The sequence below is a fragment of the Raineyella sp. genome (genome assembly GCF_034933565.1).
Lineage (GTDB): Bacteria > Actinomycetota > Actinomycetes > Propionibacteriales > Propionibacteriaceae > Raineyella.
Genome location: NZ_JAYFNG010000024.1, coordinates 51311 through 71258, shown reverse-complemented (window position 1 = coordinate 71258; position 19948 = coordinate 51311). Strand labels below are relative to the sequence as shown.

General features: G+C 70.2%; 16 protein-coding genes and 1 other RNA gene. 10 read left to right on the top strand and 7 right to left on the bottom strand.

Features of this window, described 5'->3' with window-relative positions:
• Window positions 1-53 precede the first annotated feature (53 nt).
• Window positions 54-1403 (bottom strand): ABC transporter substrate-binding protein, encoded by a 1350-nt coding sequence (locus VB059_RS08150; protein ID WP_323421518.1) that lies wholly within the window; start codon window positions 1401-1403, stop codon window positions 54-56.
• A gap of 115 nt (window positions 1404-1518) precedes the next feature.
• Entirely contained in the window at window positions 1519-2178 is a 660-nt protein-coding gene (locus VB059_RS08145; protein WP_323421517.1) for a DUF624 domain-containing protein, read from the bottom strand.
• A 398-nt stretch (window positions 2179-2576) separates the two neighbouring features.
• Between VB059_RS08145 and ssrA the strand changes: the two genes are divergently transcribed.
• From ssrA to VB059_RS08110, 7 genes are all read left to right on the top strand, one after another.
• Window positions 2577-2945, top strand: a transfer-messenger RNA (tmRNA) gene (gene ssrA / locus VB059_RS08140).
• 78 nt (window positions 2946-3023) lie between these two features.
• On the top strand, window positions 3024-4022 hold the full coding sequence (locus tag VB059_RS08135; RefSeq protein ID WP_323421516.1) for a TlpA family protein disulfide reductase: 999 nt from the start codon (window positions 3024-3026) through the stop codon (window positions 4020-4022).
• A gap of 19 nt (window positions 4023-4041) precedes the next feature.
• The gene (locus VB059_RS08130; RefSeq protein WP_323421515.1) at window positions 4042-4608 is read left to right on the top strand and encodes a YqgE/AlgH family protein; all 567 of its coding nucleotides are present in this window, start codon (window positions 4042-4044) and stop codon (window positions 4606-4608) included.
• 91 nt (window positions 4609-4699) lie between these two features.
• The gene (gene mtrA, locus VB059_RS08125; protein ID WP_323421522.1) at window positions 4700-5401 is read left to right on the top strand and encodes an MtrAB system response regulator MtrA; all 702 of its coding nucleotides are present in this window, start codon (window positions 4700-4702) and stop codon (window positions 5399-5401) included.
• Window positions 5402-5405: 4 nt separating this feature from the next.
• Entirely contained in the window at window positions 5406-7097 is a 1692-nt protein-coding gene (gene mtrB, locus VB059_RS08120) for an MtrAB system histidine kinase MtrB (RefSeq protein WP_323421514.1), read from the top strand.
• Window positions 7094-8866: an LpqB family beta-propeller domain-containing protein gene (locus VB059_RS08115; protein ID WP_323421513.1), complete on the top strand. Its 1773-nt coding sequence runs from the start codon at window positions 7094-7096 to the stop codon at window positions 8864-8866. The genes mtrB and VB059_RS08115 overlap by 4 nt, the downstream gene beginning before the upstream one ends.
• A gap of 232 nt (window positions 8867-9098) precedes the next feature.
• Window positions 9099-9851, top strand: a complete 753-nt coding sequence (locus tag VB059_RS08110; RefSeq protein WP_323421512.1) for a ComF family protein — start codon at window positions 9099-9101, stop codon at window positions 9849-9851.
• Here VB059_RS08110 and VB059_RS08105 read toward each other — a convergent pair.
• Genes VB059_RS08105 through VB059_RS08095 form a run of 3 tightly spaced genes read right to left on the bottom strand, consistent with a single transcriptional unit; the run spans window position 9802 to window position 13221 of the window.
• Window positions 9802-11535 (bottom strand): HD domain-containing protein, encoded by a 1734-nt coding sequence (locus tag VB059_RS08105; protein WP_323421511.1) that lies wholly within the window; start codon window positions 11533-11535, stop codon window positions 9802-9804. The two genes, VB059_RS08110 and VB059_RS08105, sit on opposite strands and share 50 nt — an antisense overlap.
• A 7-nt stretch (window positions 11536-11542) precedes the next feature.
• The gene (locus VB059_RS08100) at window positions 11543-11881 is read right to left on the bottom strand and encodes a P-II family nitrogen regulator (protein WP_323421510.1); all 339 of its coding nucleotides are present in this window, start codon (window positions 11879-11881) and stop codon (window positions 11543-11545) included.
• Entirely contained in the window at window positions 11878-13221 is a 1344-nt protein-coding gene (locus VB059_RS08095) for an ammonium transporter (RefSeq protein WP_323421509.1), read from the bottom strand. The genes VB059_RS08100 and VB059_RS08095 overlap by 4 nt, the downstream gene beginning before the upstream one ends.
• A 354-nt stretch (window positions 13222-13575) precedes the next feature.
• Here VB059_RS08095 and hpf point away from each other — a divergent pair, with 354 nt between their 5' ends.
• Window positions 13576-14214, top strand: a complete 639-nt coding sequence (hpf, locus tag VB059_RS08090; protein ID WP_323421508.1) for a ribosome hibernation-promoting factor, HPF/YfiA family — start codon at window positions 13576-13578, stop codon at window positions 14212-14214.
• A gap of 145 nt (window positions 14215-14359) precedes the next feature.
• Here the strand turns inward: hpf and gndA are convergent, their stop codons facing one another.
• On the bottom strand, window positions 14360-15790 hold the full coding sequence (gndA, locus tag VB059_RS08085) for an NADP-dependent phosphogluconate dehydrogenase (RefSeq protein WP_323421507.1): 1431 nt from the start codon (window positions 15788-15790) through the stop codon (window positions 14360-14362).
• Window positions 15791-16079: 289 nt separating this feature from the next.
• Here gndA and VB059_RS08080 point away from each other — a divergent pair, with 289 nt between their 5' ends.
• Together VB059_RS08080 and secA are read left to right on the top strand one after the other, a co-directional pair.
• Window positions 16080-16478, top strand: coding sequence for a pyridoxamine 5'-phosphate oxidase family protein (locus VB059_RS08080; RefSeq protein ID WP_323421506.1), 399 nt, complete (start codon window positions 16080-16082; stop codon window positions 16476-16478).
• A gap of 123 nt (window positions 16479-16601) precedes the next feature.
• Window positions 16602-19412, top strand: a complete 2811-nt coding sequence (gene secA / locus VB059_RS08075; protein ID WP_416339525.1) for a preprotein translocase subunit SecA — start codon at window positions 16602-16604, stop codon at window positions 19410-19412.
• On the opposite strand, the gene VB059_RS08070 is transcribed toward secA, so the two are convergent.
• Window positions 19373-19903, bottom strand: coding sequence for an Rv3235 family protein (locus VB059_RS08070; protein WP_323421504.1), 531 nt, complete (start codon window positions 19901-19903; stop codon window positions 19373-19375). The genes secA and VB059_RS08070 overlap by 40 nt on opposite strands.
• Between the last annotated feature and the right edge of the window lie 45 nt (window positions 19904-19948).

The following is a 19948-nucleotide window of genomic DNA, read 5'->3' as shown; positions in this document are numbered from 1 at the left end:
GGTGGGGGGGGGGCCCCGGCGGCGGGACCCCCGCACCACGCACCGGGGGTGGGTCAGGAGCCGGCGTGAGCCAGCTTGTACTCGGTGGCCCAGTTGTCGACGAAAGCCGTCCGGACCTTGTCCCAGGAGCCGGTGCCCTGGGCGTACTGCAGCAGCGCCTGACCGACGCCGTTCTTCCACTCATCGGACGGCATCGTGGTGAAGTTCCACGACACCGGCGTCTTGCCGGCCTTCTGGTAGGCGGCATCGGCCAGCACCAGCGGGTTGGTCGACGGGACGTTCCCGAAGGTGTTGAACGGCGTCACGAAGCCCATGGTCTTGGCCATGGCGTTCTTGCCGGTGTCGGTGGTGATCACCCACTTGAGGAAGTCCTTGGTGGCCTGCTGGTCAGCCTTGGACGCCTGGTTGTTGATCACCCAGTAGTTCTCCGAGCCGGTGCACAGGCCCTGGTTCTGCTCGCCCTCGGCGCCGATGTAGATCGGCAGCATCCCCATGTCGGAGTCCGCGACGCTCTTGCCCTTGATGTTGTTGTAGGCCCAGGTGCCGTTCTGGTAGAAGACCGCCTTGCCGAGGGCGAACTCGGAGTTGGCGTCATCGACCGTCTTGCCCGACAGCTGGGAGGGCGGGGTGGTCGAGTTCTTGATGTAGAGGTCGAAGATGCGCTGGTAGCCGTCCAGGTACTGGTCGGTGATGGTGGCCGGCTGGCCGGTCACGTGGTTGGCCTTGAACTGGTAGTACAGCGGCAGGTTCGCCAGGTGGGTCTTGAAGCGCCAGTCGGACGAGGAGTCGAAGCCGGCCGAGGTGAACGCACCCTGGACACCGAGGGTGTCCTTCTTCGCCTGGATGCCCTGGGCGACCTTCGCCAGGGTGTCGAAGCTGTTGATCTGGTCGACCGAGGTGACCGCCGCACCCGGGAGCGCGAAGTACTTGTTCAGCAGCGCCTTGTTGTAGATGATCCCGTACGTCTCCATCGCGTACGGGACCGCCAGCACCTGCTTGCCGTCGTCGCTCTTCAGCGCGAGGTTCTTGTCCGTCAGATCGGTGTAGATCGCGGTGTCGGTGAGGTCGGCGGCGTAGCTCTTCCACGTGGCCAGGCCGACCGGGCCGTTGACCTGGAACAGGGTCGGGGCCTCGGACTTGGCCATCTCCGACTTCAGGGTGGTCTCGTACGTCCCGGACGCCGCCGTCTGGACGTTGACCTTGACGCCGGTCTCCTTGGTGTAGTCGGCCGCGAGGTTCTTCCAGTCGTCAGCCTGTTCCGGCTTGAAGTTCAGGAAGTAGACCTTGCCGGCGCCTCCGGAGCCACCTTGGTTCGATGTCGACGAGCACGCGGCGAGCGTGCCGGCGAGAGTGAATGCTGTGGCGCTGGCAGTGAGCGCCAACGCGAGCTTGCGGTACTTCATTGTCCCGGCCTTCCTCCATTGGATCTAGGGCACTCGAACCGGATTCGGAAACGATTCCGGGAAGTTCTGATCCGAGAACCTACGGCACCCTGGCCGGGACCGCAACTGATTCCGACTATCCCCAGGTGTTACGTTCGACACTCGATGTGGTGGCGGTGTCGACCCCCTGGGTGAGCAGTGGGGCGAGGGCCCGTTCGAGCAGTGGCGTGACGGCGAAGACCGCCAGCGGGTACCCCAGCAGGACGAGCAGGAACAGCCCCTGGGGAAGGTGGAGTGCGACGAGCACCACCAGCGTTCCAAGGGCCAGATGGATCCCCAGTACGGCCAGCGACAGTGGGAGTCGGGCGAAGGCCAGTACCACGGCGTTGCGCAGGGTGCGCCACGGCGGGTTGTCGAACCGCGCCTGCAGTGCCCACACGTACGGGAACACCAGCAGATAGGCCAGTGAGAGGCCGATCCGGGCGGGCAGCAGGCCGGGGACCGGTGCCACCATCCAGCTCCGGGCCAGCGCCGCGCCGAGGGGCGCCAGCACCGCCAGCAGCACGGTCGAACGGCCCAGGTTGGACCGGAAGGAGGTGAAGTACATCGCCGTCGTACCACCGCCGGTGTCGGACTGGATCCGACGGGCGCAGTCGTAGAGGGCGGTCAGACTGGCGCCGACGGTGACCAGCGGGATCGAGGTGAGCAGGGCCAGCAGATTGAGCAGCACGATGTCGGCCACCCGGCCCAGGGCATGCCACAGCGGAGTGTCGAGATCGAAGAGTCCACGGAACACCTACCGGCCTCCTCCGGGCGGGACGTCGCTCCACTTTACCCAGAAGCGCAGCTCACGGGCGACGTTTTCGGAGACGTTTCCGAACTGTTGTCATCGGCACTCCTGCCATGGGTGGGCGTCGTCGTTCGACCCGGACGGATCCGTGACCGGAGGAGGCGCAGCCGGGCGGGTTCGGCGGGCAGGGGGGTGCAACCGGACGAGGGGCGGCGGGACGGGGACAACCGCACGAGCGTCGGCGGGGCGACGGCCGGCGGGTCGGGGTCGGTCGAACGGCTCGCGTATCCCACATCCGGGGCGCCGGATGATCCGCGGGATGATCCGGGCGCGAGCGTGCGTTACACTGGTGATCTCGCGTGGGTCCGTCCCTCAGGGGGCGGGGCAGCGAGGACAACTCAACAGGGGATGATCGGTTTCGACATGGGAGTGTTGTCCCAGGAGAAGCGGGCCGAGGAGCCAGGGTCAACTCGTTAACGACCCCTGGAAACCAATAAGTGCCAACAACAAGCGCACTGACTTCGCTCTCGCTGCCTGAGCAGTGATCGAAGGGTCAGCCCGGGAGTGTTCCCGGCTCGGTGTCTGGCCTCATCAAGGGAACTACCCGTCGCCTCGCGTCACAGGGCGTGAACGGGGAAACTTACTGTGACTGGGCTCGTCCACCACTTGCTGGCGTGAGGGTGGGAGCCGAGCAGAACGCCTAGCCAGCTGCGCCCGGAGAATGTCTGAGCTGCCTGTCATGGACCGGGGTTCGATTCCCCGCATCTCCACCACCCTTGTTGACGAACGGGTGTCCCGCTGCGGCGGGACACCCGTTCTGCCTGTCCGGACCCGCCACCTAGAATCGGCGCGTGCCCGACTTCCTTGTTCTCGCCTCCGTGGTCGTCGCCGTGACCTTGCTCGCGGCGGCCGTGGGGAAGTGGCGACACCCCGACCTCGCCCACACGGCCTTCGAGGGGGCCGGTCTGCCGGCCTGGATCGGCTCGCCCGCCGTCCGCCGCTGGCACCCCGTGGCCGAGTGTGTCATCGGGCTGGGCATCCTGCTGGTGCCCGCCCCGTGGAACCTGCTGCCGGTGGCGGCGGGCGCCGTACTGATGACCGCCTACCTCGTACTGGTGGTGCTCGCCGTCCGGGCCCCCGGGCCGGTCTCGTGCGGTTGCTTCGGCGCCGCGGACACGGCACCGGTGTCGAGGCGGACCCTCGCCCGCAACATCCTCCTGGTGATCGCAGCGGCCGTCGCGGTCGTCGATGCCGCCGCCGGTGGCTCGGTGATCGGCCGGCTCGCCACCCCGGCCGTCTGGGGCTGGGTCCTCGGCGCGGTCGTCGCGGTCGCGGTGGCGGTGCTGGCCGTGGCCGGAGCTCCCGCGGACGTGACCGCACCGGAGCCGGTCCCGGTAGCGGCGGAGGATGCGGAGGACCTCGAGGAGTATCTGCGCGAGGAGATCCCGGACGTGACGCTGACCGATCCCGACGGGCACCCGGTCCCGCTGCGCTCGCTGGCCGCCGGCGGCGCGCAGCTGCTGCTCTTCCTGTCGCCGGGCTGCGGGTCGTGCGCCGGCATCGCCCGCGACCTGCCCCGGTGGATGGCCCGGGAACTACCGATCGGGATCCGGGTCGTGGTCTCCGCCGGGGCCCCGGACATGCCGGGGGCGCCGGTCTGGGTGGAGACCGCATGGATCGACCCGGCGGGGGAGGTCGGCCGTACGCTCGGCGTCGGCGGGACACCCGGTGCGGTGCTGCTCGGCGCCGACGGGCTGCTCGCGGGCGGTCCGGTGCTCGGATCGGCGGCGGTGCGCGAGTTCTACGTGCAGATCGCCGAACAGCTGGAAGAGGCGGCCAACGTCTCCTGAGCCGGGCCACAATGGTCCGGTGGAGGTACGTCGGCCGCGGCGCGGAGACCTACTGGTGTCGACCGTCGACGTGCGCGACGGCGGCGTCTTCGAGCAGTCCGTGATCTTCTTGGTCGACGCCGACGACGACGGTGCCCTCGGGGTGGTGCTCAACAAGCGCGCCGATCTGTCGCTGGAGCGGGTGCTGCCCGACTGGGTCGACGTGGTCAGCGTCCCCCGGGTCCTCTACCAGGGCGGGCCGGTCCTGCCCGAGGGTGCGGTCTGCCTGGCCAGCGTGAAGGATCCTGCGGAGGAACCCCCGGGGTGGCGGCCGGTGGTGGGCCGGATCGGCCTGCTGCACCTGGACACGCCGCTGGAGCTGGTCGCCGGCACGTACGACGACATCCGGATCTTCGCCGGCTATGCCGGGTGGTCGCCGTGGCAGATGGAGACCGAGATCGGTCGCGGGCTCTGGTACGTCGTGCCGGCCGCGTACACCGATGTCTTCGGCCACTCACCGTGGACGTTGTGGCGCGAGGTGCTGCATCGCCAGGGCGGCGAGCTGGCCGTCTACTCGACCTGGACGGACGTTCCACACCTCAATTGACCGATCCGGGGTCAGGCACGGCGTGTGATTAGGATGGGGACACCGGCAGACGACAAGGAGACCAACTGTGGCGTACGGAGCCCGGCCTGCGATGTCGCGGGCGACGATCCTGGTGGTCGACGACGACGCGGCACTGGCCGAGATGCTGCAGCTGGTGCTCCAGCAGGAGGGCTTCGCCACCTCCTGGGTCGGCCGCGGTGACGAGGCGATGGACGTCCTGCGCGAGGTCCAGCCGGATCTGGTGCTGCTCGACGTCATGCTGCCGGGCAAGGACGGGGTGGAGATCTGCCGGGAGATCCGCGCCGAGTCCGACGTGCCCGTGGTGATGCTCACCGCCAAGTCCGACACCACCGATGTGGTGGCCGGCCTGGAGGCCGGGGCGGACGACTACATCGCCAAACCGTTCAAGGCCAAGGAACTGATCGCCCGGGTCCGCACCCGGCTGCGTCGCCTGCCCACCGAGCATCCCGCCGAGAGCCTGTCGATCGGCGACCTGCAGATCAGCGTCGAGTCGCATTCCGTACGCCGCGGCGACCAGGAGATCCCCCTGACGCCGCTGGAGTTCGACCTGCTGCTGGCGCTGGCCCGCAAGCCCCGCCAGGTGTTCAGCCGGGAGGTGCTGCTGGAACAGGTCTGGGGCTACCGCCACGCCGCCGACACCCGGCTGGTGAACGTGCACGTCCAGTGGCTGCGCTCCAAGATCGAGAAGGACCCCGAACACCCCCAGATCGTGCTCACGGTCCGCGGCGTCGGCTACAAGGCCGGCGTGACGGCGGGCCAGCGGATCGACTGACCTGATGGCCCGCAGGCTTCCCGCTCGGGTGGCCGGTGCGCTGCGGTGGTTCGGCCAGGCACTCCGGCGCTTCTTCCGCCACCCCCTGGACGTCTGGCGCGGCTCGCTGCCGATGCGGGTGGTGACCAGCACCGTGCTGGCCTCCACGGCGGTGCTGGTGGCGGCCGGCTTCCTGCTGATGCAGCAGGCCAGTGACGGGGTGATCCAGGGCAAGCGCACCGCGGCGATGGCGGAGGCCGAGGTCGCCTTCGACACCGCCCAGACCCAGATGCTGACCACCGACCTCGCCGCCGGGAACCTGAACGAGATCCTCAGCAAGGTCGCCATCGACCTGGACAAGCGGGGCAGTGTCAGCGGCCAGTACCACGTCCTCGTCCAGGGACCGGTGTCGAGTTTCCGGTCCGGCGGGATGCAGCCGGAATCGGTCCCGACGGGGCTCTCCGACCAGGTGTCGCGGGCCGGCGGGGTCTGGGCCTCGGCCACCCTGATCGTGTACGAGGACGGGCACACCGAGCCCGGTTGGGCGGTCGGATCGGCGCTGAACGCGCCGGGTGCCGGGCGCTTTCCGGTCTATCTGGTCTTCCCGCTGACCCAGGAGACCCAGACCCTGCAGGTGCTGCGCAGCGCGGTGATCACCACCTGGGTCATCCTGCTCGTCGCCCTCGGGCTGGTGGCCGCGTTCGTCGCCCGGCAGGTGGTCATCCCGGTCCGGGCCGCCCGGCAGGCCGCCGAGGCCCTCGCCTCGGGCAACATGGCCGACCGGATGCCGGTCCGCGGGACCGACGACGTCGCCCGGCTGGCCACCTCGATGAACAACATGGCCTCGGAGCTCCAGACCCGGATCAGCCAGCTGGAGAACCTCTCCCAGGTCCAGCAGCAGTTCGTCTCCGACGTGTCCCACGAGCTGCGTACGCCCCTGACGACGGTGCGGATGGCCGGCGACTTCCTCTATGAGGCGCGCGACGACTTCGATCCGGCGACACGGCGGTCCGCCGAGCTGCTGCACGACGAGCTCGAGCGGTTCGCCTCGCTGCTGGACGACCTGCTGGAGATCTCCCGGTTCGACGCCGGTGCGGCGGTGCTCAGCGAGGCGAAGGCCGATCTGGTGGAGATCGTCGAGGCCGAGGTGGAGGCCCAGCGGCCCTTCGCCGAGAGCAAGGACACCCCGATCGTCGTCCGTGCTGCCGAACCGGCGTACGCCGAGGTGGATCCGCGCCGGATCCAGCGGATCCTGCGCAACCTGATCACCAACGCCATCGAGCACGGCGAGTCCCGGCCGATCGAGATCACCGTGGTCGGGGACGAGCGGGCCGTCGCGGTGACGGTGCGCGACCACGGTGTCGGCTTCGCCGCCGACCAGGCCAGGATGGTGTTCCACCGCTTCTGGCGCGCCGACCCCTCCCGGGCCCGGACCGTCGGCGGCTCCGGACTGGGACTGGCCATCGCGATGGAGGACGCGCGGCTGCACGGCGGCACGCTGAACGCCTGGGGCCGGCCCGGACAGGGGGCCCAGTTCCGCCTCACCGTCCCGCGCACCCCGGGCGGCCTGGTCGAGGTCTCGCCGCTGCCGATCGTGCCGCGCGATTTCCTCGACGCCCAGGCCCAGGCAGCCGCCCGCGAGCACGCTGCGGCGCAGGAGCGCGCCGCGACCGATCCGGTCCCCGCGCCCGACACCGGAGAGGAGGCCCCGGCATGACCAGGAGATCGACGAGGCGCCGACACCCGGCCCGGGCGCTGCTGGCGCTGGTGGTCGCCACGCTGCTCGGCGGCTGCGTGTCCGTCCCGAGCGGCGGGCCGGTCGTCCGTGGCGACCAGGCCAGCACCCGCTCGACGTCCCAGGTCGAGATCGCCGCCCAGCCACCGGCGCCCAACAGCTCGCCGCGGGCGATCGTGGACGGCTTCCTGCAGGCGATGGCGGCGTACGAGCCGGATTACGCGACCGCCAGGCTCTACCTCACCGCGGCGGTGCGGAACAACTGGCAGCCGATGTCGGGTGTCACCGTCTACGCCGACGGGCACTCGCTGGCCGAGTCCGACGGTCGGGTGATCCTCAACACCCCGGTCACCGGCCGGGTCGATGCCCGCGGGACCTTCACCCCGGTCAAGGAGCAGTTGTCCACCGACTTCGGCCTCCAGCGTGGGGCGGACGGCCAGTGGCGGATCTCGGCGCCGCCCCAGGGCCTGTTGGTCAGTCAGTTCGTCTTCGACAACTTCTTCCAGCACCCCAACCTCTATTGGCCCGAGCCGGGCGGGCAGTACCTGGTGCCCGACCCGGTCTCGCTGGCCCAGGGGAGACGTACGCCCTCGACGCTGGTGCGCGCCCTGCTGGCCGGGCCGGGGGACTGGATCGGGCCCGCCGTCAGCAGCGCCATTCCGGGCGGCACGACGCTGCGGAACGACGTCACCGTGGACGGGGCCGGGGTCGCCACGGTCGACCTCGGCGGCCCGATCGACAGTCTGGACATGCAGCAGCGTCGGCTCATCGCCGGGCAGCTCACCTGGACCCTCGCCCAGGTGCCGTCGGTGACGGGGGTGAAGGTGCTGCACAACGGCGCCTCGTACGCCCTCGGTGACCTGGCCGGTCAGAACTCGGTCGTGCCGGTGAAGGCGCTGCCGGTCATGTCGCCGGTCCCGGCCGGGCTGGACAACCGGCTCTTCGCGATCGTCGACCGCAGGGTCGTCCGGGTCGACCAGGGCGATCAGACCAGCACGATCGTCCCGGTCCCGGGGCCTTTCGGTCAGGGGGGAGTGGTGCCGGAGAGTCTCGCCGTCACGGCCGCGGCGGACACCGCGGCGGTCGTCACCGGGGCCGGGACCCGGGTGACCACCTTCGACCTGTCGGCCGGCACCACCACAGCGACCTTCACCGGCCTGTCCCAGGTGCTCCGCCCGCAGTTCGCGCGGACCGGTGAGCTGTGGCTGGTGTCCGGTGAACCGGGTCATCAGCGGATCCAGGTGGCCCAGGGCGACCAGCTGCACGACGTGGACGCCGGGGACCTCGCCGGGGCGCGGATCAGCAGTTTCCGGCTGTCCCCGGACGGGGTACGGATGGCGGTGGTCATCGAGCGCGACGGCCACACCACGCTGGCGCTGGCCCGGGTCGACCGCCACGGTGGGACCATCCGCGTCGAGGGCCTGCAGGTCGTCCCACTCGCCACCAGCGGCCAGGCGCAGCTCACCTCGGTCAGCGACATCGGCTGGATCGGCCCGATGGGTCTGGCCGTGCTCGGCGCCGGTCAGGAGAGCACCCAGCCGAGTCCGTACCGGCTCGACCTCAGCACCGTCGCCGTGCAACAGATCGGGCAGCCGGACGGCTGGCAGGCCCGGTCGATCGCGACCCTGCCGAACCCGGAGAGTACCCGGATGGTGGTCGTCGGCGACCAGGGCGGGGCCTGGCGTTACGAGGACGTCTTCACCTGGCCGCGGCTGTCGGGTACGATCACCGCCGCCGCCTACCCGGGCTGATCGGCCGCCTGGCTGACTCTCCGCCCACCTCGGATCGGCTGTCGACCTCGGCCGGCCCCACCTATCCGGGATCCGCCGTCTGGGTCGGCTGGACTCGCGCCTGCCCGGGGCGGCACGCAGCGGCGCCGCCCACGCTCACCGGACCGTCCACAGCGGTGGTCCGCCGGGGCCGCCCATCCACAGCGGTGGGGCTGATCGCCTTCCGGGAGCCGGAACGGCCCACACCGGTGCCATGGACACGACCCTGCGCGAAGCGGCGGCCGACCTGCTGCTGGGGCGTACGTGTGCCGGCTGCGGTCGACCGGGGCCGACGGTCTGCCCCGGCTGCCTGGAGTGGATCGCCGCCCACGGTCCGCGGATCGTCCGGCCCCGCCCCACCCCGCGAGGGCTGCCGATGACGGTGGCCTCGATGCCGTACACCGGCCCGGTGCGGGGCCTGGTGCACCGCTACAAGGAGGCCTCTGCCTGGGGACTCGGCGGCCTGCTCGGCGAGCGGCTGGCCTGGTCGGTGGTGACGCTGCTCCACCGCTGCGTCGAGGACGGTATCTGGCGGCCCGGGCCGGTCGTCCTGGTCCCGGCGCCCTCCCGCCGGATGGCCGTGCTGCGGCGGGGCAGCGACGTCACCGCCCGGCTCGCTTCGGGAGCGGCTGCCCGGATCGGCCCCGCCACCGGCCTGCCGGTGGTGTCGGTGCCGTTGGTACGGATGCGGGGACGGACCGCCGACCAGGCCGGACTCGACGCCGGGGAACGCGAGGCGAACCTGTCCGGCAGCCTGGTACTGACACGCCGGCCGGTGGCCGGGGCGGTCGTGGTGCCGGTGGACGACGTGATCACCACCGGTGCCACGCTGGCCGAGATGGCCCGGGTGCTGCGGCAGGGCGGCCTGCGGGTGCTCGGCGCCGCGACGGTGGCGGCGACCCCGCGGGACCCGTCGGTCAGCGAGTCGCCGGGGTCTGCTCGGCCAGCCGGCGGCGGGCCGCCGTGACGAACTGCTGGGCGCGGTCGGCCCGCCAGGTGGTCCAGACGCCCGGGCCGGTCGCCCGGGCATCGGCCTCGGTCAGGGTGGCGAGCTGCTCCAGCAGCTCCGGGTCGTGATCGACCACTGCGCAGAGGCGCTCGATCGCCGCAGGTTCCTCGGGATCCTCCCGGGAGGCCAGAGCCGCCAGCGCCAGATGGTTGCGGACCAGGCTGACGACCGTCTCCCGGGTGTCAGGATCGACGCCGAGCCGGGGCAGGGCGTCGCGGGCGATCCCGGCGCCGACGGCGCTGTGGTCGCGGGCACCGGCGACTTTGCCGATGTCGTGGAAGAGCGCCGCCAGCAGCAGCACGTCGGGACGCCGGACGCGGTCGGTCATCCCCGCGGCGAGGATGACGCACTCGAGGGTGTGACGGTCGACGGTCCACCGGTGGAGGCTGTTGCGCTGGTGGCGGGAATGGATCCCATCCCAGGCCGGGATCCACCGGCTGATCAGGCCGGCGTCGTCCAGGGCGTCCCAGACCCCCAGCAACGGCGCACCCGTGGCGAGCAGGGCGACGAGTGCGGCCAGTGCGGGCGTCGGCCAGGGCGTCGGCAGGTCGGGGGTCCGGGCGGCCAGGTTGCGGGCGGTGATGTCGGAGATCGGCAGGTCCTCGGCGGCGGCGTGTCGGGCCAGCACCAGCGGCAGCATCGGGTCGTCCTGGTCGGCCCCCTTGCCCAGCACGATCTCACCCTCGTGGACGTAGCAGCCGTCGCCGAGCATCCGCAGTGCGGGCCTGCGCCGGGGGATACCCCGACGGGGCGCGCGGGCCTGCAGCGCGCGGCGCAGTGTCGCCTGCAACTCGTGGGCGACCGTATGACCACCGGCCGAGACCCGGCGGAGCATCTCGTCGGTGTCGAGGCCGAGCCGGGCCGCCACTGCGTCGTGCTCCTGCAGCACCAGTTCGTTGCGGGCGCGACCGGTGACGACCTGGAGGGCGTCACGGGTGTCAAGGAGGAGATGGTGGGCCGGCTCGGCCCGTTCGTGCGCATAGTCCGCGAGCCACGACGCGGCCAGCGCCCGCAGCACCGTCATGTCCCGCAGGCCGCCGTTGCCCTCCTTCAGATCGGGGTCCAGCGTCTGGTCGAGGTCGCCGTTGCGGGCGTGCCGGGCCCGGATCGACTCCTCCAGCTCGGGCAGCCGCTTGCGGGCGTCGGTGCGCCAGTCGGCCGCGAGGATCCCGCGCAGCGTGCTCACCACGTGGTCGTCGCCGGCGACGCAGCGTACGTCCAGGGCGGAGGCCGCGGTCGCGAGGTCGGCGCGGGCGGCCGCCCGGGACTGGTCGATGGTCCGGACGGCGTGGTCCATGCCGAGCCGGCTGTCCCAGATCGGGTACCAGAGGCGTTCGGCGATCTCGGCGACCCGGTCGCGGCCCAGCCGGCAGCGGTGGTCCAGCAGAAGCTCGAGGTCCAGGTCGCTCAACGGCCCCGACTCCCGGCGGGCCAGGCTGCCCGAACAGGCCAGCGCGATCCCGGGACCGGGATCGAGGGGCTCTGGGTGGCCGGTCGTCGCCTCCACCCACAGATCCCGGAGCCACTGTTCGGTGACGGCGGTGATGTGGGCCCTGGACAGGGCACCGGCGCCCCGGCCCGAAGGTCGCGGGGCGCCGGCGACGGACAGCCGCTCGGAGCGGATGGTGGACGTGTCGACCATGGTCAGGTCACAGGGCGTCCAGGCCCCGCTCACCGGTGCGGACCCGGACCACGTCCTCCACCGGGATGGTCCAGATCTTGCCGTCACCGATCTTGCCGGTGTCGGCCTCGGTGACGATGGTCTGCACCACCCGGTCGGCGTCGGCGTCCTCGATGACGATCTCCAGGCGGATCTTCGGGACGAAGTCCACCGTGTACTCCGCTCCGCGGTAGACCTCGCTGTGGCCCCGCTGGCGGCCGTATCCGGCGACCTCGGAGATGGTCATCCCGGACACGCCCAGGGCGATCAGGGCATCCTTGACCGGGTCCAGACGGTGCGGCTTGATGATGGCGGTGACGAGCTTCATGAGAGGTGCTCCTTGTCGGTGGTGCCCGCGGCGGATCCGTGACCGACGTGCATGGGGGAGCCGCCGGCCGGGGCGGTGAAGTCGTACGCTTGCTCGGCGTGGGTCACGATATCGATACCGACCCGCTCGGTCTCCTCATCCACCCGGATTCCCATCATCTTCTTGATCACGATGGCGATCAAGAAGGACAGGACGAAGGAGAAGACCAGGACCGCCATGGCGCCGATGAACTGGCGGCCCAGCTGACCGAAGCCGCCGCCGTAGAACAGGCCGGCGACGCCGGCCGGGGAGGTGGGATCGGCCAGCAGACCGATCAGGACGGTGCCGACGAAGCCGCCGACCAGGTGCACGCCGACGACGTCGAGCGCGTCGTCGTAGCCGAGGCGGAACTTCAGCGGGACGGCCAGCGCGCACAGCGCGCCGACCCCGACACCGAGGAGCAGGGCGCCCACCGGCGAGACGGAGTGGGCGGCGGGGGTGATGCCGACCAGGCCGGCGACCACACCGGAGGCGGCCCCCAGGGAGGTGGCGTGACCGTCGCGGATCCGCTCCACGACGAGCCAGCCGATGATCGCCGCGGCGGTGGCGGCGAGAGTGTTGACGAACGCGGTGGCGGCGATCCAGTTGGCGCCCAGCGCGGACCCGGCGTTGAAGCCGAACCAGCCGACGAACAGCAGGGCGGAGCCGAGCATCACCGAGACCAGGTTGCCGGGCCGGATCGGGGTCCTGCCGAAGCCCTGACGCTTGCCGAGGACGATGGCGAGAGCCAGCCCCGCAGCACCGGCGTTGATGTGGATCGCGGTGCCACCGGCGAAGTCGATCGCCTTCAACTGGTTGGCGATCCAGCCGCCGACCACGGTGCCGTCGGCGGAGGTGAAGGCGAAGACCCAGTGGGCCACCGGGAAGTAGACGATGCTCGCCCAGACCAGCGAGAAGACGATCCAGGCACTGAATTTCATCCGGTCGGCGACGGCGCCGGAGATCAGCGCGACCGCGATGACCGCGAAGGCGGCCTGGAAGGCGACGAAGGCGAGGGCGGGGACGGTGCCGGCCACGGCGTTCTTGTCCATCAGGCCCCTGAGCCCGGCGGCCTCGAGCGGATTGCCCAGCAGACCGAGGCCGCCCAGGGAGTTGCCGAACGCTGCCGAGTACCCGAAGAGCACCCAGAGCACTCCGACCCCGGCAAGGGCGGAGAACGACATCATCATCATGTTCAGCGTGTTCTTCGTACGGGTCATGCCGCCGTAGAAGAGGGCGAGCGCGGGTGTCGTCATCAGCAGCACCAGCGCGGCACTGATCAGTACCCAGGCGGTGTCGCCGGCATCGATGGGAGTGTTCATGGCGATCAGTGAACAGGCCGTCTGTTTCCACGGTTCGGTCGCTGTGTTACGGCCCGATGAGGAATGTGGGCCGGATGTGTCGGTCCCGTGTCACGCCCGCCGCGGGCGGCGCGGCCCAGCCGGATCCGACGGGTCGATGACCTCGATGTGACTTAGGACGAACAGGCTGGTGGCGGCACAGGGGCACGAGTACCGTAGGTGCATGGCACCGGTACCCCAATGAATCCGGCGGGACACGACCGACACAGGTCCTGTCCCACGGCAAGGGGGAACGCGGTGCCCTTCGCATGTCAGGGCCGATAAGGAGCCCGTCGACCGACGGGCGGTCGGCCGTTTCTGAGACGGGAGGTTGCCATGGACGTCAACGTCACTGGCCGGCACACCAAGGTGCCCGAGGACTACAGGCTGCACGTGCTGGACAAGATCGGGAAGATCGAGCGCCTCAGGGATCGCGTGATCCGTGTGGACGTGCAGCTCTCGTCCTACGGGACCGAGAAGCAGCCCAACCAGACCTACCGCACTGAGATCACCCTGCTCTCGAAAGGCCCGGTCGTCCGCGCGGAGGCCGCGGACCCGGACAAGTTCGCCTCTTTCGAGCTGGCGATGGACCGGCTGCGGGCCCAGCTGCGGCGGGCGTCCGACCGACGCAAGGTGCACCACGGCCGGCGTCGTCCGACCGCCCTCTACGAGGCGGCCGCGGATCTGCCCGAGCTGGCGCTGGCGCCGTCGGAGGAATCCTCGGAGGGGGAGACCCGTACGGTCGCCGGGATCGAGGTGACCGGGGAGGGACCGCTCGTCGTGCGCGAGAAGTCGCACCCGAAGACACCGATGACCCTGGCCCAGGCGCTGGATCAGATGGAGCTGGTCGGGCACGACTTCTTCCTCTTCCAGGACGCCGACGCGGGCGTGCCGAGCGTGGTGTACCGCCGCAAGGGCTACAGCTACGGCGTGCTGCGGCTCGACGGTGAGGTGACCGAGGAGAAGGTCGGCTGACCCGGCCCGACGATGACCCCTGCCAACACACGAGGGGCCGGTCCATCGGACCGGCCCCTCGTGGTGTCCTGACTCGTGGTGTCCTGACTCGTGGTGTCCCGGACTGTTCCCGGTCATCGCAGGGCGGTGACCGGGAACGGTCGGGTCAGCTCAGCTTCGTCTCCGAGCGGTCGCCCGACCACTCGGTGTGGAAGGTACCCTCCTCGTCGACACGCCGGTAGGTGTGGGCGCCGAAGAAGTCCCGCTGCCCCTGGATCAGGAAGGCGGGCAGCCGCGGCGACCGGGCGCTGTCGTAGTAGGCGAGCGCGGCCGAGAAGACCGGAGTCGCCACGCCGGAGGCGATCGCACGCCCGAGCGTACGGCGCCAGCCGTCCTGCGCGGCGGCCATGTCCGCGATCAGCGAGGGGGCCTCGAGCAGGTTGGTGAGGTTGCCGGCCGCGTACTCGTTGGAGATCCGGTCGAGCAGCTTGGCGCGGATGATGCAGCCGGCCCGCCAGATCCTGGCGACGGCGGCCACGTCGATGTCCCAGCCGTACTCCTGGGCGCCGATCCGGATCAGGTCCAGGCCCTGGGAGTAGGCGACCACCTTGGAGGCCCACAGTGCTTGGCGGACGTCCTCGACGAAGGCGTCCCGGTCCTCGACGGCGATGGTGCGGTCCGGGCCCTGGAGCAGTGGTTGCAGGGCGGCGCGCAGCTCGGGGGAGGACGAGATCGAGCGGGCGAAGACGGACTCGGCGATGGCGTTCACGTCCACGCCGAGCTCGAGGGAGACCTGGGCGGTCCAGGAGCCGGTGCCCTTCTGGCCGGCCGCGTCGACGATCTCGTCGACCAGCGGCTTGCCGGTCTTCGCGTCGACCTGGTCGAGCACCCGGGAGGTGATCTCGATCAGGTACGAGTCGAGCTCGCCCTTGTTCCATTCGCGGAAGATGTCGGAGATCTCCGGCACTGTCAGGCCTGCCGCGCGCAGCAGGCTGAAGGCCTCGCCGATGCCCTGCATGTCGGAGTACTCGATGCCGTTGTGCACCATCTTGACGAAGTGGCCGGCGCCGTCGGTGCCGATGTAGGTGCAGCACGGTTCACCGTGGAACTTGGCCGAGATGTCCTCCAGTAGCGGGCCGAGGAACTCGTAGGAGTGGGCGGAGCCGCCGGGCATGATCGAGGGACCGTGCAGTGCCCCCTCCTCGCCGCCGGAAACGCCGACGCCGACGAAGTGGACGCCCTTGTCGCGGAGCGCGATCTCGCGACGCTGGGTGTCCTTGTAGAACGCGTTGCCGCCGTCGATCAGGATGTCGCCGTCCTCCAGCAGCGGGGCGAAGGTGTCGATGGTCGCATCGGTGGCGGCACCGGCCTTGACCATCATCATGATCCGGCGGGGCTTCTCGAGGCCGGCGACGAGCTCTTCCGGGGTCCGCGCGGCGAGGAAGCCGGCCTCCGGATGCTCGGCCATGACCTTCTCGGTCTTCTCGTAGGTACGGTTGAAGATCGCCACCCGGTGGCCGTGGTTGGCGAAGTTCCGGGCCAGGTTCGACCCCATCACCGCCATGCCGACGACGCCGATGCTTGCACGTTCAGTCATGTACTGCCTTTCGTTGCGTTGCGACCAGTCGCGATCCGACACGCCCTCAGTCTGGCACTGACCCGAAAGTCTGGCACCGATCGAGCGTCCGGCACCAGATCGAGCGTCCGGCACCGTCCGGCACCGGATCGAAATCCCGGCACCGATCGGAACCCCCTCCCGCGGTGACGGGGACGACCGCGGGTGGGTACGCTCAGGGAACGAGCCGGACCCGACGGCGTGAGCCACCCGGGCCGGCCCGGCCGCCACACCCGACGGACCTGAAGCCCCACCAGACGAAGGAGTACCGATGGAGCCCGAGCGCATGGAGGAACTGACCCCCGAGGCCTGCTGGGCGGTCCTCACCGAGCAGTCCGTCGGTCGACTGGCGTACGTGCTCGACGGAGAGGTCAACATCGTTCCGATCAGCCACGCCGTCCGCGACCAGCAGATCGTCTTCGAGACCGGCCAGGGGTCGAAGCTGCTGGCCATCGACGAGCAGGGCACCGTCGCCTACGAGGTCGACGCGATCACCGACCAGGAGAGCGTGAGCGTCGTCGTCCGCGGCTTCGCGACCGCGCTGGAGGGCGATGAGGCCGAGGCCGCCGCCAGCGGGATCCACCCATGGATCGAGGGTGACCAGCCCGAGGTGATGGCGATCGTGCCGTCCGCCGTGACCGGACGCCGGTACCGGCACTCCCGCGGGTGACGAGGGGTCGGCGGATTCCCGTCGACCCCCTACGATGGGGAAGGTCCGCCGACCCGGCGGACGCCCCAGCCGTTCCCGTGAGAAAGCACTGATTCCGTGGCAGTCCTGGACAAGATCCTGCACATGGGCGAAGGTCGCATCCTTCGCCGGCTCAAGACCGTCTCGGAGAAGGTCAACCTGATCGAGCCGGACTTCGTCGCGATGGACGATGCCGAGCTGCGGGGCCAGACCAATGACTTCCGACAGCGCCTCGACAACGGTGAGTCGCTCGACTCCATCATGCCCGAGGCGTTCGCGACCGTCCGCGAGGCCGCCAAGCGGGTGATGGACAAGCGTCACTACGACGTGCAGATCCAGGGCGGCGCGGCGCTGCACTGGGGCAGCATCGCCGAGATGAAGACCGGTGAGGGCAAGACGCTGGTCTCGACCCTGCCGGTGTACCTCAACGCGCTGACCGGCAAGGGTGTCCATGTCGTCACCGTGAACGACTACCTCGCCCGGCGCGATGCCGAGTGGATGGGCCGGGTGCACCACTGGCTCGGTCTGTCGGTCGGCACCATTCTGGCGAACATGGATCCGGAGGAGCGCCGCCGCGCCTACCGCTGCGACATCACCTACGGGACCAACAACGAGTTCGGCTTCGACTACCTGCGCGACAACATGGCCCTCTCCCTGGACGCCTGCGTCCAGCGGGGCCACCATTTCGCGATCGTCGACGAGGTCGACTCGATCCTGGTCGACGAGGCGCGGACGCCGCTGATCATCTCCGGTCCGGCCGAGGAGAACCGGCAGTGGTACCCGGTGTTCGCGGCGCTGGCGGCCCGGAAGCTGACCGTCGACCGCGACTACGAGGTCGACGAGAAGAAGCGCACCGTGGCGATCCTCGAGCCCGGTATCGACCGGGTGGAGGACGAGCTCGGCATCGACAACCTCTACGAGTCGGCCAACACGCCGCTGATCTCGTACCTGAACAACGCCATCCGGGCCAAGGAACTGTTCAAGAAGGACAAGGACTACGTCGTGCTGAACGGCGAGGTCCTGATCGTCGACGAGCACACCGGCCGTACGCTCCCGGGCCGGCGTTACAACGAGGGCCTGCACCAGGCGATCGAGGCCAAGGAGCGGGTCGAGGTCCGCGACGAGTACCAGACCCTGGCGACGATCACGCTGCAGAACTATTTCCGGATGTACGACAAGCTGGCGGGGATGACCGGCACGGCCAAGACCGAGGAGTCGGAGTTCCAGAAGATCTACGGCCTGTCGGTGCTGCCGATCGCGACGAACCGGCCGCTGATCCGCAAGGACCAGAAGGACCTGATCTACCGCACCGAGCTGGCGAAGTTCGGGGCGATCGTCACCGACGTGACGGAGCGTCATGAGAAGGGCCAGCCGGTGCTGATCGGCACCGCCTCGGTGGCCAAGTCCGAGGTGCTCTCGGCGCTGCTCAAGCAGGTCGGCGTGCCGCACGAGGTGCTGAACGCGAAGAACCACGAGCGTGAGGCGGCCATCGTTGCGGAGGCGGGCCGCAAGGGCGCCGTCACAGTCGCGACCAACATGGCCGGTCGTGGCACCGACATCATCCTCGGTGGCAACTCCGAGTTCCTGGCCGACAAGGCGCTCCAGGACCGTGGTGTCGACCCGCTGGAGAACTCCGCCGAGTATGAGGCCGACTACCCCGAGGTACTGAAGAAGTACGAGGAGCAGTCGAAGGTGGAGCACGAGGAGGTCGTCGCCCTCGGGGGCCTCTACGTGCTGGGCTCCGAACGGCACGAGTCGCGGCGGATCGACAACCAGCTGCGTGGTCGTTCGGGCCGGCAGGGTGATCCGGGGGAGTCCCGCTTCTATCTGTCCCTCGAGGACGACCTGATGCGGCTGTTCAAGTCCGACATCGTCGACTGGGTGATGCAGGCACTGAAGATCCCCGACGATCAGCCGATCGAGAACAAGCGCGTCTCGAAGTCGATCCGGCAGGCCCAGGAGCAGGTCGAGTCGCAGAACTTCGAGATGCGCAAGAACGTGCTGCGCTACGACGACGTGATGAACCGCCAGCGGCACGCGATCTACGGCGATCGCCGCAAGGTGCTGGAGGGCGCCGACGTCTCCGAGCGGCTGCGCGCCGCCACCGACGAGGTCGTCGAGGGCTACGTCCGCGAGGCCACCGCGACCGGGTTCGCCGAGGACTGGGATCTGGACGCGCTGTGGACGCAGATGCGTACGCTCTACCCGGTCGGTCTCGAACTGGCGGACTACCGCGGGGTCAACCTCACCTCCGCCGAACTGGTGGAGGACTTCCAGGCCGACGCCCGCGAGGCGTACGACGCCCGGGAGGCCCAGCTCGGCGCCGAGACCATGCGTGAGCTCGAGCGTCGGGTGCTGCTGACCGTGCTGGACCGCAAGTGGCGCGAGCACCTCTACGAGATGGACTACCTGCGCGAGGGCATCGGCCTGCGCGCGATGGCGCAGCGCGATCCGTTGGTCGAGTACCAGCGGGAGGGCGCCGAGATGTTCACCGCGATGATGGACGCCTTCATGGAGGAGGTGGTCGGCTACCTGTTCAACCTGGAGGTGCAGGTGCCCGACCAGCCCAAGGTGGGCATCGTCCGCGATGACCGGGGCAATCCGATCGTCGTCGGCGCCGCCGCCGGGCGGCCCATGGCGCGCCCGGCGGTTTCCGCCGGCTCGTCCTCGACCGGCGCGCCGCGCACCACCGGTCTCGACGAGCGTCACGAGGCACCGCTGGCCTACTCCGCGCCCGACGAGGACGGCCGCGCGGCGCAGAGCAATGAGGTGCGGGCCACCGTCCGCGGGCGCAATGCCTCGGTCGAGGATCCGTACGCCGGGGTGGGGCGCAACGAGCCCTGTCCCTGCGGCTCGGGCAAGAAGTTCAAGTACTGTCACGGCCGCAAGGGCGGGGCGGTCGACGCCACCGCCTGAGACGCCACCGCCTGACCGGTCCGCCGGGGCGGGCCGGGGATCCACCCCAGGTGGCAGCAGTGCCAGCGTTCGGCGTACGGCTCGACCCGGGCTGTCAGCACCCGGAGCGGGGCCCAGTCACCGTGCCGGGGAAGGCACGGGACGACGATCTCCGCGGCCCGCTCGCCGACGACCTGGACGTACGGTGACGTCATGCGGACCGGATGGCGGCGCACCGCGCGGGCGAGCATGACCAGATCGGTGAGCACTTCTTCGGTGGTCCAGCGGGCCAGCTGGTGCGGCGCCCGCCGGCCGACGAGAACGTCGACCAGGGCGGCGGTGCAGGCCTCGCCGGCACCGGCCAGCATCCGGGCCTGCCGGGTGCCCGGCGCGGGCCCCGGCACCGGGGCGGGCAGGGCATCGAACAGTTCCGCCTGGCGCGACGGGCGCTCCGGCGGGCCGGACAGGTCGAGGCGGGGCGGTCGGGTCTCGGGCAGCAGTAGGGTGAGCACGTGTCCACCGTGCCGTCTGCGTTCCGGGCCCGGAAGGGGCGGACA